Here is a 16,285-nt window from a genome sequence, read left to right on the forward strand (position 1 = left end):
TCAACTAAACTTTATGAATAAATTTTCCTCCGATTACCCTGTTTAAGATTTAGAAATCCAGCTTCAGTCCGAAGGCAATGGACCTCAGAGGCTTTGCCGTCTGGTAATCCGGATCCAATGCATCATCTGAGGCTTTCCATAATATTCCCAGATTCCGGGCATAGGTATAGACCTGTGCCGATTGGAATGGAAGCCAAGCCTGTCGGTCTTTGGAAAAGGAATAAGAAAAACGAATATCATTTAGCCTGATATGGTCTCCCTTCTCAACCAAGGCTCCAGAATTGGAGTAAAATGAATTTCTTCGAAAGTCTGCAGTCGCTGGAAGGGATGGGATGTCTGTATGCAACTCATCTCCGGGCTGTTTCCAGCGATGATCATAATCTCCATGTCCAATAGCCCCCCGCAATAAGGTATAATAATCAATGGACCTCCTTTTATAATAATAACCTAATCGGTAGGAGATATTCACTGAAAGACTGAATCCCTTATAAGCAAAATCATTTCGAATGGCTCCAAAAGCTATGGGTCTGGCCGAACCGTGGTATTGTAGGTTTTTGATGGTTGCGGCTCTGCTGATCCCTAAATAATCCTCACTAGCTTCTCCGTCGAGGACACCCAAAGGATTTCCATTGTCAGGGGAAAGCCCAGCCCATTTATAGGTATAAATGCCATACAAAGGCTTTCCTACCATAGGTTGGGGAGTGGAAGAAAATGCCGTACCCAAAAGATTAGAAACAGTAGGTTCCTTTTCGAAATCCAGTACTTTTTCCCTGACGTGACTGAACAGGATTTGGGTGCTCCATTGTAATTCCTTTCTAAACCAAGCTAGGTTGAACATCAGGTCCATCCCTCTGGTCTGAGTTTTGGCAAAGTTTCCGGTAAAACTACTTTGTCCTGAAGAAGATGGCACCGAATAAACTCCCAGCAAATCATCTGCTTTTTTGGAATAGTATTCCAAGCTCCCTGAAAAGAATCCATTCGGGGTTTCCCAATCCACCGCCAAATTTCCCATTTGGATTTTCTCCCAACGTAGATCCGGGTTGGGCGGATTGACCAAGATGGCTGCCCGCATCTGAGGCAAGACATCATAAAACAGGAAATTCGCATATTGGGCCGTAACCTCGGAAGAGAGGCTCTTATCTACATTTCCGCTATATCCATAAGTAGCTCTGAGCTTTAGGAAAGGCATGTTGGGGGAATTCGCAAACTTTTCCTCTGACAAGATCCATCCCCCACCTATAGACCATAAAGGAACTCCCCTACGATTTGCTTCTACTCCGAAAATATTGGATTGATCTTTTCTGGCACTCAACGAAAGAAAGTATTTGTGACGGAAATCATAGCCCACATTGGCATAGTAGGATATAAACCGGTCCGTCAGACCTGAATGGGACTCGTTGGATAGCAAACTGACCTGTGAACCGGGATTGTAATACATGGGATATCGACTGATGTAATCAACCAATACCGAACTGCCCATGTCATCTCTATAACCATAAAATCGATCGGAATAGCCCAAGCCTTTTCGGTCTTTGATCTCTGCCCCTGCCAGTACATTCCAAAAATGCCGGTTCCCAAATTCCTTGCTGTAGCTCAACTGAGGTCTGAAGGTATGGGAGTAGGAAGTATTTTCACTGACATCCAGGACACCTCCCATTGGAACAGGATAGCTAAGATTTCCTTCCTCATCCACCTGCGTGTATTTATTGATGAGATCCCGCGTATAGAAAAGTTCTTGGCTGCTCCGGTTTCTCCCTGAAGCTTTATTGGACCAGTATTGATAATAGAGTCCCAACTTGAGGTCCTTGCTGATATTCCAAGTCAAGTATGGGGATATTCTGAGATCATAGGCCTCGCTGTGCAGGTCCAGCTTTCCAATTTCGTCCAATGGCACGTACCTCCAATCCAGCAACTCCATTCCTTTCACAGATTCCAAGTATCGAGTATTGTAAGTATTGGTAATCCAAGTAGGGTTCCCATTTTCATCTACTAAGGACTCATAAGCATAGCCATTTGGCATTGCTGTTTGATTTTTGGTATTCTGTCTCGCCAAATTCAATTGAATCCCTATTCCTAACCTGTTTTTAAAAGCTGTCCATTGATTTCCAGCTGCCAAGGTCCATCGATTGGAGCTGTTGCCGATTACATCGGAGTCCTGCTGGTCATAACCTAGCGATACGTTATAGCTATGCTGCTTTCCTCCTCCCCTAATCGCCAAGGCATATTGTTGGCTAATGGAGGGCTTGAGATAATAGGAACTAATATCCTTTCGGATATCCGATTGTCCGTAGGCATCCAACTTGGCATCTGCTTCGGCTTGGCTCAGTTTGCCATCCCGTAAAGCAATCAGCGCCTCAATCACCGGAGATAGCTTCGGCTTGTTGGCATTGGTTTCCGTATAGCGGTAAAAGTTGTTTTCAAACAGCTGCTGTTCAATCCCGATAAATTCTGGAATAGACATCTGAGGAACATAAAACAAGTCTTGATGTTCGGTCAACGTCAGGTTCGAGTTCAAACTGACTTGTATGGCCTGATTTTCTGTTCCTTGATTGGTAGTAATCACGATCACGCCATTTCCTGCCCTTGCTCCCCAAATGGAAGCTGCTGCTGCATCTTTCAATACGGTGATACTTGCAACATCATTGGGGTTGATGTTCTCAATGGGTCCATCGTAAGGAAAATTATCCACGATGATCAAGGGTTGGGTATTGGAGAAAATGGTGCTTCTACCACGGATGGATATCGGATCATTGGCTGCTTGAGGCCCCTGATTAAAAATCAACCCTGAAGTCACATCCTCCAGTCGGTCCAGGACATTTGCTCCTACTTTCCGCTGTACCAGGTCTTCATCCAAAAAGGCAAAAGAACCGGTAGCCCGTTCTTTAGGAATTTTCTGGTAACCAGTAGAGAGCACTTCTACCCCATCGAGTTCCAATTCCGAAGGGTATAAGGTAACGATCAAGGACTCCGAGGAAGGAATCTGCACGGGAACTTGAAGAGACTTCATTCCTATGTAGGAAGTGAGCAACACATAGTTACCTGTTGGAGCTTGAAGGGTAAAGTCTCCCTTCTCATCGCTAATACTGCGATAGTCTGTTCCTTGTAAATGGATCAAAACACCGGGTAAAGGCTCCCCCTCTTGGGAAACCACGACTCCGGAAATACGGTGCATAGCTTGCTGAAATGCCCCAGAAGGGTAAACAAAACAGCAGGCCATCAACAATACGAGTACATACTTTTTCATAGTTGTTTGGAAGTTTGTGGATGAGCATAGGTTAAGTCAGCCTGATATAGGCTATCCAATAGGTAGGAGAGCTCGGAAGCTTCTTTTCGGTTGATGGTCTGTAACTGGATGCGGGCATCGGCACCGATCACCATCTTTTGTGGGTAGGAATGGATTCCATAGGTTTTGAGGAGTCCGGTTCCCGGCTTGGCCCAGAGATTAATGGAGGTATCTGAAGTATACTTCCCCGTTTCCAAGCTTTTCTTCCAGCTGTCCATCTGATTATCTGCATTGACAGTCAGGATCAGGATGTTGGGATTTTGGGCGTATTCCTGGGAAAGCTCCTTCATCACCGTTTCAAAATCATGTAAGCAGAACTTGCAGCCTGAAATCCAAAAATGGATCAGGAGGGTCTTCCCCTCCAACTTACCTGGATCAAAAGCATCTCCGGATTCCGTGACTAATCCAGTGGGTAAAAATTCCTGTTCACGGGTTTCTCGAATAGAGGTCAATCGATCCTTGATCCATTCAGACTGAACAATAGCCAAACTCTGATCTATGATCGGCAACAAGCGATCTCCCAATCGATTGAAATTATCCAATACATAAAAGGCCAGGATTTCTTCTTTTAGAGGATTGGGAATGGGGCTAACAATCTCAAATAGGGATATATTTCGGCTTTTGGCAATGCGTGCAGACCAACGGAAGCTCGCTTCAACTAATCTCGGAGAAGATGCAATACTGTTTAGAATTCCGCTTTGTATTCCCCAGTCTTCTAACTCTTGGATCTTGGAGGCATCCTGGTTCAAAAGTTCCCAGGCCATTTCCGCTTTTTGGATGCCTTTGTATAGGTACTCCCCTCTTACCTTGGCCTGTAATAGCTGCAGTTGTAAGGGAGACATTTCATTGGAATGCTCTTCCAAATAGATCCAAGCAGGATGTTCAGCTAGCTCCTTTTGACTATACTCCTTAAATGCGGACCAAGCGGATTCAGGACTTCCTACCACTTGCATGGTGACATATAAGTCCTGTGGCTTTTGAGTTGCTGATTCTCTCAAGGCAACCGAGAGGGAATCCGAAAAGATGCTTTCCGGCCTGGAAGTAAACATCAAAGGATCAGTATTGAATATTTCCTCCTGAAAGTTTCGGTCCAGTTCCAGTTGGGCCTTGTAAAAAGCCGCATCAGGACCACCAAACAAAAGCATTCCATTTTGCTGGATGTATCGAATCCGAACCCTGTCCGTAGGAAGGTAAATCCATTGAGAGGCAAAGGTTTCTTTTCCTTTTCCCAAGGAAATAAAGCCATGTGTACTGGAAGATTCCAGAGGAATGGTAAATACCCGCTGATTGATACTCCCTTCAAATAGATTCCCATCCCTTCCCAATACAGGAAAGATAATCCCAGAATTGATGGAAGTCCGATTACTGATCAGCTGATTCCACTGTTGAATCCATAAGGTATCCATAGCTTGGGAAGCTTTCACTTCCAAGTAGATCATTCCGCCGCTCAATAAAGAAGAGTCAGAAGGAACTAACTCCTTCTGATCTTCCTCTAACCTAAATTCATTATTAGGTAAGGGCGATTGGGCAACTTGACTATGAACTTCCAATACAGTTCCAAAGAAGAGTGATAAAAAGACATGGATGATAGCACCAGCTATGTGGTCATTTTTGCTAGAGATAGGCAAGCCTTTGGCGGAGAAACAGGTCTCTAAGTGATGTAAGATTGAGCTGCTTATATTGGGGTATGGACAGACCTTCCCCAGGAAGCATGTGAATAGATTTTTTTTCATGCTTTTGTGTTTTAAGCCGGAGGATCAATGATCGATGACTAATATTGGAAGTCTGAAACCTGAAATCAGAAATCTGAAATTCTAACAAGTGACATACGGCTCATTTCGAAGGATTCATCATTTGAACCGTCATTGCGTGGACGAAGGACGAAACAATCTCAATGAGTGAGGAAATAAATCCATGAGACTGCTTTGTCAAGTCATTCTCCTACCGTGGAATAACTTTCCTTGAAATGACGTCTACGAAAAGACATATCTACGCCAAGGCGCAAAAGTCTCCCGACTTTGTCTATATGACCAACCAGCAAGAATGAATAATAAGATGTAATATGTCAGCACTACCAGCTAAAGTGAGCTTGCTGACCTGAGTCTATGGTAACCGATTTGCTCAAGGCTGCGCATCCTCTTAATCGGTGAAAAATCAAAGCCTCAAACAGGCTTTTTAGGCTTTAAAGGGTACAGGCGATCTACCGCTATGATGCCAAATGTTCCACTTTGAATTTTTTTTAATCTCATGAACTGAGCAAAAACTCTCCTCTCTCCAAATTGAAGGAAACTTTTAGTAACTGAAGAAAATTGAATGCTGTTCATGGCTTATTCTTTAACTGAAAAATACTCTAACAGCTTATAGAAATGCTTTATATCTATTTGCTGTACCTTCATACAATCATCAAGCTCTATGTTTTCCAAAACCCTTAAAATGGACTTTCTAAACTGGCTTGCTTCATTTTTTGGAATCAGGATTGAATTTTCTAAATCCTGAGTGTCCCCTTTATTTCTAAGTCTCAATATTTAATATTTTCTTAAATATATTTCATATTTTCTTAATTAAAAAAGATATAGTTGATTTTTTTCTGAATCTATAATCAGAAATAATTACATTTAATTCATAAATAATGAATATGACGAGATTAGGTGAATTTTTGGATGCCCGTTCTATCAACAAGGCAGAAGTCGCTAGAAAAATTGGAACTTCTAATCAAAGACTAAATGAATTAACAAAAAACCCAGGAGCCCATCTAAGGGCAAGTGAAGTTTACTTAATAGCAAAAGCAATTGGAACCGATCCTTGTGAACTTTTGGATTATGTGTGTCAGGATTTGAAATAAATAACTATCTGTCTTCAATCATAACTGGACAAAGTAGGCTTTTAAATTAAGTAGATTCATAATTTTTTTTGATTACTGTTATTGATTGTGATTTCAGTTTACTTCTATCAGCCATAAGGCCTTTTATTGAATTAACCTAATGGGATAATTTTTTGATATTTTAAGAACAATATGACCTATTTATACACAGTAAATTTATATTTTTTCTTACTTAAACGCATTCATGAGGTTCTTAGGTGGTTGGCATGTAATTGGCAATTAGATTCACAGATTCGGATGGTCATACATCTGAATTAGGAGTCCGGACTCCAACTAATTAAAATTATTCACACTAACTAAACCAACAATTAAAATGAAAATGACACTTTTAATGTCCGCAATGCTATTTACTGGCGTGGCCATGGCTACACCTCAAATAACACTTGAGAATTCTAACTCAAAATCGATCTTATTACAACAAGAAAAGGTGAAAATCGAAGCAGAAAATTTGCCTGATGCTGTAAAAACTAACATCACCAATGATGAAACCGTCAAGGTTTTTCCAATCGCAGAGGCATTTCAGGTTGCCAAGCTCGATGGAACCTTCCATTATGAAGTGATTTTTGAAAATGGAACAGAAGAAAAACTGACCAAAAAGTATGATCAGGAAGGAAATGAGATAATAGAAGAATAGTTTAATCCATTTCAGTTTTTAAGCATCGAGCCCATGGTTCGATGCTTTTTTTATTTCTTAGCAAATAACCTAACCCACAGAATTAGCAGGAAACTATAAACTGATTATTTGTCTCTTATCGATTGAAAGAAGTAGCTTTACCTGAATCTAAGAATTCAAACAGTTGAACAATTCCACCTGGTCATTCAGTGCTTTTAGACCATCCTCCTATTGTTTAAATTTGTTTTAAACTGCAATGACAACTATATTTTTTTTATATGATCTATTGCCTCCAATAAAAATGGCCTTATATTCCCACTTGATCTATAGCTCATAAAATTTTGAGTCAAATACCAAGAATTTCTCGCCCTTTTTAATTTTTCTAAAAGAATTCTTGGAATCAATAGCTTCAAAATCTTCTGTATGGATGACTATGAATAGTCTAAAGTTTATATGTGGTTTCTTGGTCTGGATTTGTTTGGGAACAGCCCAAGGATTTCCTCAATCATGGATCTCTTCTACAAACCAGTCCAATATTTCCCAAGATTACGTGATGGAAATTTGGGACAATTCCAGAGGGCTGCCCCAAAATGCCATCTTTGCTATGGAAAGGGACAATTTTGGATATTTATGGACTGCAACTGAAGAAGGACTGGTCCGGTTTGACGGAAAATCACTTAAGGTTTTTGACCAGGAAAATTATCCAGAAATGCTGGAGCAGACCTATTACATTTTTTTTAAAACAGATGGAGGAATTTGGGCTACTGGAGACCGTAGTATTGTATTGATTGATAAAAATATCAAAACAGTGGTCGATTGCTCCCAAATAACGGATAAAACCTGGATCAGAGCAATCGCCGAAAATGGGGATGGTGGCTTACTAATTGGAAACCAAAAAGGTGAGATCTTTTCCTGGGATCAGGAAACCTTCACTCCACTCTCCTTTTGGAATCCTGAAATCCCTTTAGAAATACTCGGATTCTACACGCTGGATAATTCCATCATACTAGTCGGAACGACACAAGGGATCTATGAACTGAATCTAACTACACGTCAGTCAAAATTAATCACTGAGCAAAGCTTTAGAGCTTTGAAAATTTTTGGAAATGACAACCGGCTTTATGTATACGAACCGGATGGGGGAATCTATTCCATAACCAAGGATTACCAACTGGATAAAGTGTATTCCTATGAGCAGTCCCAAGGGGTCAATCCAACCAGCCTCATCGTAGATTCGGAAAACAGCATTTGGTCTGGTTCTCTAGAGAATGGGCTTATTAAAATGTCTGATGGAGAGATCAATGAAATGATCTTTCCTGAACTCCAGACTTATACGGTTAGAAAAATCATTAAGGAAAAGGACAACCTTTATTTGGGGACTATGGGAAAAGGATTGGCGGTAGTCAGACCTGCCATTATCAAGCAACTGAACAGGAAGGAACTGGATCAGAAAAACATCAAACCCATTTATCAGGCTTCAGATAGCAGTATGTGGATAGGAACCAAATCCGATGGGTTATACCAGCTGAAAAACGGGAAAATCAAATCTTGGAAGGAGCAGGATGGCTTGCTGCAAAACAGGGTCAACACCATTGGATCTGTGGACGGAAAAGTATATGTTGGGAGCACAACAGGAATATCAATCATTAATCAGGCAACCGGTCAACTAGCTGGCTACCTTACCAAAAACAATGGACTGAAAAGCAATTATGTGAATGTCATCTTCCGGGATTCAAAAAATTGGCTTTGGATTCTGACTCGAAATGGAGGGATTCATTATTTGGATGAAAAAGGAGTTTTTCATCTGGTGGAACTGCCCGAAAAATTCAGCAATACCCGATTCATCAGTATCCTAGAACTCAAAAACAAACAGCTACTGATCGGATCTATTAGTCAGGGTTTTTTTCGGTTTGAAAATGATCAACTAATAGAAAACCAACCCCTTCCACTTACCCCAGGAGAAGACTTGATCTATAGTATATATGAAGACCAGGACGGAGACCTTTGGTTTGCTACCCATGGGGGAATTGTACTTTTTCAACAGGGGGAATTCAAGGTTTTAAGAAAGCAGAACGGACTAAAATCCCGAAGTGTATTCACAATTATTTCCGACGGCAATTCGGGCATATGGACTACCAATAATTTTGGGATCCAATACTTCCCAGGCTCCGAACTGGAAAAGTTTAAAAACACTACTGACGAAGATTTTCAAATTACCAACAATTTTTACAATGAAGGGCATGGAATGCCTAATTCAGAAAGCAATGGTCTGATCTACCCCTCTTCACTAAAGGATTATTCTAAAAGAATCTGGATTCCCACGGTGGAAGGAGTTGGAATCATTCCAGCCAGCACTTTGAATCAAGAAGCATCTTCCAGCTTTCGGTTTATTTGGGATGACCTTCTGGTAGCTGGACAAAAAACCGATATTAAAAACGAAATCATTATTCCCCCTGGAGAAAAGTCCTTTCAAATTTCATTCAACTTGGTGGACTTTGAGAATCCGGACCAATATTCCCTCTTTTATAGGATCAACCAGAAATCTAAACAATGGAATCCAATCAAAGACCAAGGGGTTCTGAATTTTACCGGATTGAAACCAGGGAATCATACCCTTGAAGTAAAAATCCTCCGAGAAGGGAAATTAGAAGAGGTCAACTCACTACCCATTCAGGTCAAAGCAACTTGGACAGAAACCCTGGCCTTTAAAATTTTAATGTTCTTGGCCCTTGTGATCTTAATCAATTTTGCCGTCAAATATTATTTGACTATTCGGATGAAGCGGAAATTGGAAAGTATGGTCAACCAAAGAACCAAAGAGTTGAGTACCACGAATGGACAACTGAAAAAGGCCATCAGTGAAATAGAAAACAAAAACAAGGTTCTAATGGATATCACTTGGCATCAATCTCATTTGGTTAGAATGCCTTTGACCAAAGCAATGGGAATCGCTCAACTTTTAAACCAATATTCAACTTACCAGGAGGTTGGATTAAGTAAGGAAGAGCTTGAGGCGGAGCTAATAAAAACCTTGGAAGAACTCGATCAAATGGTCCGGGAAACACATGCAATGTCCGAAAACATTAAAAACAACGATGGTTAAACGGCCTCTCATATATATTATTGATGATGATCAAATAGTTTTATTACTCCATAAATTACAAGTAACTAAGCAACAATTATCAGAACAGTTACTGGTATTTTCTGATCCGAAAATTGCGTTGGAGTCCATCCTATCCCTACCAAATGAGAATCAGAGGTTATTGATTTTTTTGGATATCAACATGCCTGAAATGAATGGATGGGAGTTTTTGGAATTATTGGAAAAGCAAAACCTTCATGTAGATATCAAAGTGATCCTAGTGACTTCTTCATTGAGTATTTCAGATAAGAAAAAAGCCACTGAATCCGACCTAGTCATCGATTTTTGGGAAAAACCCATGGAACCAGTAAATGTAATCCAGTTAAAGGATCAATTGGGAGATTGGTTATTGGGGAAATAATACCGTCCCACCAATGGAAAATGGATGGATTCAAAATCCATTTCCCAAAACTTCATGATCCTTCCCTACCGAATCAATCTTCACTTTTTAAAAGGCTGCATTATACAGGCAACCTAGGTTTGGAATCCCCCCTCCACCACAACTTGTCTCATTAAAATCTCCTCTCCTCCTTTTCCATCAATTCTGTTGGGTTTTACCAATACCCTCCCTGCATCAATTCCTCAACTTTTTTTAGTAGCTACCACAACAGTGTAACTGATAGCCTTTTAGCCAATACAATTTTGCTTCTGTCAATGTGATATCAATACGTTTTACAAACCAGAAGTAACATGTTAGAAGCAATTTCTTGGAAACACTATTTCAGCACCTTGGCCATAGCCCTCACTGCCTATTACCTGACAATCCTGAGTTGGTATTTTCCCCAGGAACTCCGCAGACTGATTTCCGGACAATCATTGCATCTCAAACCGAATGATCAACAGATAATTGAGCCGGGCAGCTTGGAAGAAAAACAAATGGCACCATTTGAAGAACTGGAACTGGCAGTAGTGGAACTTCAAGGCATCCTCGAAAGTGAGGGAACCTTGACAAATAAACCTAGGCTCTTCCAACAGCTAACCCAGTGCCTGTCCAACCATCCCGGACTTCGGGAGCCTGCCTATCGAGTTGCCATTGAACATTTCCTACTTGAAAACATCCCAAAGACCTGCCGATTGACTGTTAGTCAATCAGAGATAGAAACCCTTTGGTCTAGGTTACCAATCTTTTAGAAAATAATCTCATTCCTCACCAATACCTCTTTTAATATGAAAAAACGAACACAATCCTCAGCACGAAACCTATCCAAGGTTTTCTTAACCACCCTCTTCCTGATCTATACTTCCATGCATGCCAAAGCCCAGGATGGCTTGGCGGGAATAGAAGAAGCGGATCGCCAGGTCCGAAGTTACTTTGCGGCCGGCACCAGTCTCATGTATGCAATCGGAGCCATCCTAGGTTTGATCGGAGCCGTCAAAGTGTATCAAAAATGGAATGCGGGAGATCCGGATACCGGGAAAGTAGCCGCAGCCTGGTTCGGAAGCTGTGTTTTTTTGGTGGTGGTTGCGACCGTGATCCAATCCTTCTTTGGGGTGTAATTACCAAGCAATTCAACTGCACATCCACATGTCCATCAGCATCTACAAAATCAACAAAGGGATCAACAAACCCATTGAATTCAAGGGTTTAAAAGCCCAGTACATCTGGTACCTCGGTGCCGGTGTGCTGGCACAACTTCTCCTGTTCACCCTTCTATATTTACTTGGAATCAACCCTTTTATTTGTCTGATAATCATTGGGATATCAGGAACAATACTGGTCATTCAAATCTATAGACTCAGTCAGAGTTATGGAGAACATGGGCTGAGCAAAAAGCTGGCATACCGCCAGGTTCCCCATGCCATCCGCATCAAATCCAGGGGTGTTTTCCGCAAATCCCGCAGCATCAAATAATTCCTTTACCCAATGCACTGACCAATTAGAATATCATGGAAAGATTACTAGAACAGCATTTTCCTATACTCAGCATAGAGCAAGATGTCATCCTTTCTAAAATGGGAGACATAACCCTGGCATACGAAGTCCGACTTCCTGAAATCTTCACATTGAGCAACCGGGACTACGATACGCTACACCAACATTGGATCAAAGCCATCAAAGTTCTTCCGAAAAACACGGTCCTCCACAAGCAGGATTGGTTTGTGGAGAAAACCTATCAGGCAGAGTTCTCCCATGTCCAACAAAGCTTTCTCTCCCAAAGTAGTGAGCGCTTTTTTCATGAACGCCCTTTTTTGGATCATACCTGTTTTCTCTATCTCACCCTTAAACCGAAAAACAGAAAACCTGCCAGCAGCATGTTTTCGACCTTGCTTCGATCCCATATAATCCCGGAGGAACTACAGCTAAACCAATCCTTGCCCAATTTCCAGGATGCCTGTGGTCAGTTGGAAAGAATCCTTATCGACAGTGGATTCATGAGTCTGAAGCGCCTAACCGAAAAAGAGCTTCTCAGCAGCTCCTCCCGGGCAGGTTTGCTGGAAAATTACTGTAGGCTATCCCTGGATTCGGATCCCAGGTTCATCCATGACATCCAATTCAAACCTTCCCTCCAAATAGGAAACAAACATGCTAGGATCTTCAGTTTAAGTGATCCCGAAGACCTTCCCCAGCTCTGTGGCAGTCGCATTAATTATGACAAATACAGTACGGACCACAGTAAATTCAGTGTAGGGTTTGCAGCTGCACTGGGCCAGCTACTGCCCTGTAATCACCTGTACAATCAATATCTGTTTTTAGGGGACAGTCAGCAAACCCTTAAAACCCTCGAAGCCAAACGACTCCGACTCCAATCACTTGCCAATTATAGCAGGGAAAATGCCATCTCGCGGGACTCCACCAATGCCTTCCTGAATGAAGCGATAAGCCAACAGCGCCTACCTGTCAAGGCACATTTCAACCTGTTAGTATGGACAGAAGCCCCTACCCAACTCCCGGAAATCAAAAAGTTGGTTGGCTCTGCCTTTACGCAACTAGATGCCACTGCCAAAGAAGAATCGGTGGGAGCCCCACAGATCTTTTGGGCGGGAATTCCTGGAAATAGCGCCGACTTCCCCATGAATGAAACCTTCGACACTTTTGTGGAACAGGCAACCTGTTTCTTCCATCAGGAAACAGGGTACCAGAGCTCCATCAGTCCGTTTGGAATACGTTTGGGAGACCGCCTTACCGGGAAACCCTTGCAGGTGGACCTGTCTGATGAACCGGTCAAACGGGGTATCATCACCAACCGAAACAAGTTCATCTTGGGGCCCAGTGGTTCAGGAAAATCATTTTTCACAAACCATCTGGTCAGAAGTTATTATGAGCAAGGCACCCACGTGGTCTTGGTGGATGTGGGACATTCCTACAAAGGTCTGTGTGAGTTGGTCCAGGGGTATTATTTCACCTATGATGAACAACACCCCATCTGTTTCAATCCTTTCTATATCCCGACAGGTGAGCAGTTGGACACCGAAAAAAAGGAAAGTATCAAAACCTTGTTGTTGGCACTTTGGAAAAAGGATCATGAATCATTCAAACGAAGTGAATATGTTGCCCTGTCCAATGCCCTGAAAGGATATTATGAGAAACTGAAAACCTCTCCTTCCTTGTTTCCTGGCTTCAATAGCTTTTACGAGTACCTACAGGAAGATTTTTACCAGGATCTGGAAACGGACCAGGTAAAGGAAAAGGATTTTGACATCTCCAATTTCCTCTACGTGCTACGGCCCTATTATCAAGGAGGGGAATTTGATTACCTCTTGAATGCCAAAGAAAACCTGGACCTGCTCCAGGAACGCTTCATTGTCTTCGAACTGGACAACATCAAGGACCATCCCATCTTGTTTCCGGTGGTGACCATCATCATCATGGAAGTATTCATCCATAAAATGCGAAAGCTAAAGGGGATCAGAAAATTGATCCTGATAGAAGAGGCCTGGAAAGCCATCGCCAAGGAAGGCATGGCCGAATACATCAAATACCTGTTCAAAACGGTACGGAAATTCTATGGGGAAGCGATTGTTGTGACCCAGGAAGTGGATGATATCATCAGCTCTCCAATAGTCAAACAGACCATCATCAACAACAGTGATTGCAAAATCTTACTGGATCAATCTAAATACCAGAACAAGTTCCATCAGATCCAGGAACTCCTGGGATTGACTGCCAAAGAAAAAGCATTGGTGCTCTCGGTGAACCAGGCCAATGACCCCAAACGCCGATACAAAGAAGTTTTTATCAGTCTGGGAGGCATGCAGTCCAAAGTATACCGTACGGAGGTCTCCAAAGAAGAATACCTGGCCTATACCACGGAAGAAAGGGAGAAAATCAAAGTGATGGAATATGCCGCACGTTTTGGCTCTGTTCAAAAAGGGATACAGGCCCTGTGTTCAGAAACAGAAGAGCAAAATTAAACCAGCATGAAGATCTATAGAAAAACTCTTTTACGAAGTCTGGGCATGACCCTCTTGTGCATCAGCTTCACGCTTCCTCCCCAACCAAGCCAAGCGGCTGTTCCTCTGGCTATCCTGGAAATCATCAAGGCCGGAGTCAAAAAGGTCATCGTGGCCATGGACCTGAAAATCCAACGTGAGCAAAACAAAGTCCTCTGGATGCAAAACGCCCAAAGGGTTTTGGAAAATACCATGTCCAAACTGAAGCTGGAAGAAATAGCCCATTGGACTGATGAGCAGCGGGAACTGTACCAGCAGTATTTCACAGAACTTCAAACCATTAAATCAGTGGTTTCAGGCTATCAGCGGATACGTGATATTTCCAGGAAACAGGCCCTGGTTGTTTCTGAATACCAAAAAGTCTGGTACCTCATCCAGCAGGACGAGCATTTCACCAGTCGGGAAAAAGAATACATGGGAAAGGTCTATCAGGGAATATTGACCACCACAGTGACCAACCTGGACCAGCTGGCCCTCTTGGTCAAATCCTTTACCCTCCAGATGAGTGATGGGGAGCGACTTGCCTTACTTCAGGAAACTGCAGAAAAAGTGGATGAAAACTATCAAGACCTGCTCTCATTCAACCGGAGCAATGCGTTGCTCCGATTACAGCGAGCTTCCTCTACCCAGGAAATTTTACAAATCAAAGAATTATACGGCTTTCCACTTGAATCCCCTACCCCATGAAAATTCTGCTTCTATTCCTATCGCTTGGCATATCGGCGCTTCCTTCCCATTCCCAGACGTTTCAGGAATGGTGGAACCAAAAGAAAACCCAACAAAAGTACCTGGCAGAACAAATTGCGGCACTTCAAGCCTATGGCAGGGTGCTAAAGGAAGGGTATGAAGTGGTCTCTCAAGGCTTGGACTTGATAAGGAGCATCACTGGGGAGGACATGGCATTGCATCAAACGCATTTCACTTCCTTTTCTACCATCAACCCTCATCTCAGGGACCACCACGCAATAGAAAAAACCTCCCTACTCTATGCAGAAATCAACCAGCTAAACCAACTCGTCCCCAACAAGTATTTCCGACAATTCCTCTTCACCGATGCCGAAGAAAAATTCATCCTCCAGATAGTCCAAGGCCTGAAAGAAGACAGTGATCAACTCTTTGAAAGCCAGCAGAACTTGCTTGCAAAGGACCTATTGAATTTAAATGACACAGATCGCATGGAACAATTGACTCAAATCCAACTCCAAATGCAGAAGATCCATGCTGCGGCGCTCCAGCTCTTTCAGGATTGTCAATCCCTGGGGTATTCCAGACAAAGAGCGATACAAGCGCTCGAACAACGCAAAAAAATCCATGTCCATTAAGTAGAAAATTGCCATGAAAAAGATCCACTTCCTATCCTGTATGTTCGTGCTTTCCCTGGGAATACAACTGGCCCAGGCCCAGACAGATGAGGCGACCCAACTGTTGCTCAATGTTACCAAACTCAATCAGCTCAAGGAAATCCTGAGCGATTTGGAACAAGGCTACACGACTCTTCGAAAGGGGTATTCCCAAATTGAAAAGTTGGCTTCAGGGAATTTCAACCTGCATGAGACCTTCCTGAACCAACTTTTGGAGGTAAATCCAGCGGTTAAGGACTACTACAAAGTAGCTGAGATCATCCACTTTCAACTCCAATTGCTCAACGATTATAAAAGGGCATACTCCGTCTTCAGGCAATCCGGGCAATTCACGCATCAGGAAATCTCCTATCTGTACCAAGTGTATCAAAACCTGATGCAGAAGAGCCTCCAACATCTGGATGAATTGACCTTGGTATTGACAGCAGGAACCCTTCGGATGTCAGACGAGGAACGTCTGAAGGCGATTGACCGGATCCATCAGGGTATGATGGACAAAATTCAATTCCTGACCAGGTTTAATCAAGACACCCAAATCCTGGCGCTCCAAAGGTCGAAGACGATACAGGAGCTATCGGGAATCAGAACGCTTTACAATTCCCATTATTAACCA

At 42.5% G+C, this 16,285-nt stretch carries 13 protein-coding genes; 11 read left to right on the forward strand and 2 right to left on the reverse strand.

Annotated elements, in window-relative coordinates; genetic code table 11:
* Positions 1–49 precede the first annotated feature (49 nt).
* Together BUR11_RS08840 and BUR11_RS08845 are read right to left on the reverse strand one after the other, a co-directional pair.
* Positions 50–3,244, reverse strand: a complete 3,195-nt coding sequence (locus BUR11_RS08840; protein ID WP_074224469.1) for a SusC/RagA family TonB-linked outer membrane protein — start codon at positions 3,242–3,244, stop codon at positions 50–52.
* Positions 3,241–5,016, reverse strand: a complete 1,776-nt coding sequence (locus BUR11_RS08845; protein WP_143185890.1) for a TlpA family protein disulfide reductase — start codon at positions 5,014–5,016, stop codon at positions 3,241–3,243. Before BUR11_RS08845 ends, BUR11_RS08840 begins: the two co-directional genes overlap by 4 nt.
* Before the next feature lie 896 nt (positions 5,017–5,912).
* On the opposite strand from BUR11_RS08845, the gene BUR11_RS08855 reads away from it, so the two are divergent.
* The 11 genes from BUR11_RS08855 to BUR11_RS08905 all read left to right on the forward strand — a co-directional run bounded on the left by BUR11_RS08855 (position 5,913) and on the right by BUR11_RS08905 (position 16,282).
* On the forward strand, positions 5,913–6,125 hold the full coding sequence (locus tag BUR11_RS08855; protein ID WP_234982129.1) for a helix-turn-helix domain-containing protein: 213 nt from the start codon (positions 5,913–5,915) through the stop codon (positions 6,123–6,125).
* A gap of 352 nt (positions 6,126–6,477) precedes the next feature.
* The gene (locus tag BUR11_RS08860; protein WP_143185894.1) at positions 6,478–6,798 is read left to right on the forward strand and encodes a hypothetical protein; all 321 of its coding nucleotides are present in this window, start codon (positions 6,478–6,480) and stop codon (positions 6,796–6,798) included.
* A gap of 412 nt (positions 6,799–7,210) precedes the next feature.
* On the forward strand, positions 7,211–9,880 hold the full coding sequence (locus BUR11_RS08865) for a ligand-binding sensor domain-containing protein (protein ID WP_159439214.1): 2,670 nt from the start codon (positions 7,211–7,213) through the stop codon (positions 9,878–9,880).
* Complete coding sequence (locus BUR11_RS08870) at positions 9,873–10,280, forward strand: response regulator (RefSeq protein ID WP_074224475.1); 408 nt, start codon at positions 9,873–9,875, stop codon at positions 10,278–10,280. Before BUR11_RS08865 ends, BUR11_RS08870 begins: the two co-directional genes overlap by 8 nt.
* Positions 10,281–10,609: 329 nt before the next feature.
* The gene (locus tag BUR11_RS08875; RefSeq protein WP_074224476.1) at positions 10,610–11,050 is read left to right on the forward strand and encodes a hypothetical protein; all 441 of its coding nucleotides are present in this window, start codon (positions 10,610–10,612) and stop codon (positions 11,048–11,050) included.
* 36 nt (positions 11,051–11,086) lie between these two features.
* On the forward strand, positions 11,087–11,416 hold the full coding sequence (locus BUR11_RS08880; protein ID WP_074224477.1) for a DUF4134 domain-containing protein: 330 nt from the start codon (positions 11,087–11,089) through the stop codon (positions 11,414–11,416).
* Between the two features lie 28 nt (positions 11,417–11,444).
* Positions 11,445–11,771: a DUF4133 domain-containing protein gene (locus BUR11_RS08885; protein ID WP_074224478.1), complete on the forward strand. Its 327-nt coding sequence runs from the start codon at positions 11,445–11,447 to the stop codon at positions 11,769–11,771.
* Positions 11,772–11,806: 35 nt separating this feature from the next.
* Complete coding sequence (locus BUR11_RS08890; RefSeq protein WP_074224479.1) at positions 11,807–14,272, forward strand: TraG family conjugative transposon ATPase; 2,466 nt, start codon at positions 11,807–11,809, stop codon at positions 14,270–14,272.
* Between the two features lie 6 nt (positions 14,273–14,278).
* The gene (locus tag BUR11_RS08895; protein WP_074224480.1) at positions 14,279–14,998 is read left to right on the forward strand and encodes a conjugal transfer protein TraI; all 720 of its coding nucleotides are present in this window, start codon (positions 14,279–14,281) and stop codon (positions 14,996–14,998) included.
* Complete coding sequence (locus BUR11_RS08900; protein ID WP_074224481.1) at positions 14,995–15,633, forward strand: hypothetical protein; 639 nt, start codon at positions 14,995–14,997, stop codon at positions 15,631–15,633. The genes BUR11_RS08895 and BUR11_RS08900 overlap by 4 nt, the downstream gene beginning before the upstream one ends.
* A gap of 13 nt (positions 15,634–15,646) precedes the next feature.
* Positions 15,647–16,282 (forward strand): hypothetical protein, encoded by a 636-nt coding sequence (locus tag BUR11_RS08905; protein WP_074224482.1) that lies wholly within the window; start codon positions 15,647–15,649, stop codon positions 16,280–16,282.
* Positions 16,283–16,285 lie beyond the last annotated feature (3 nt).

Source organism: Algoriphagus halophilus (genome assembly GCF_900129785.1).
GTDB classification, from domain to species: domain Bacteria; phylum Bacteroidota; class Bacteroidia; order Cytophagales; family Cyclobacteriaceae; genus Algoriphagus; species Algoriphagus halophilus.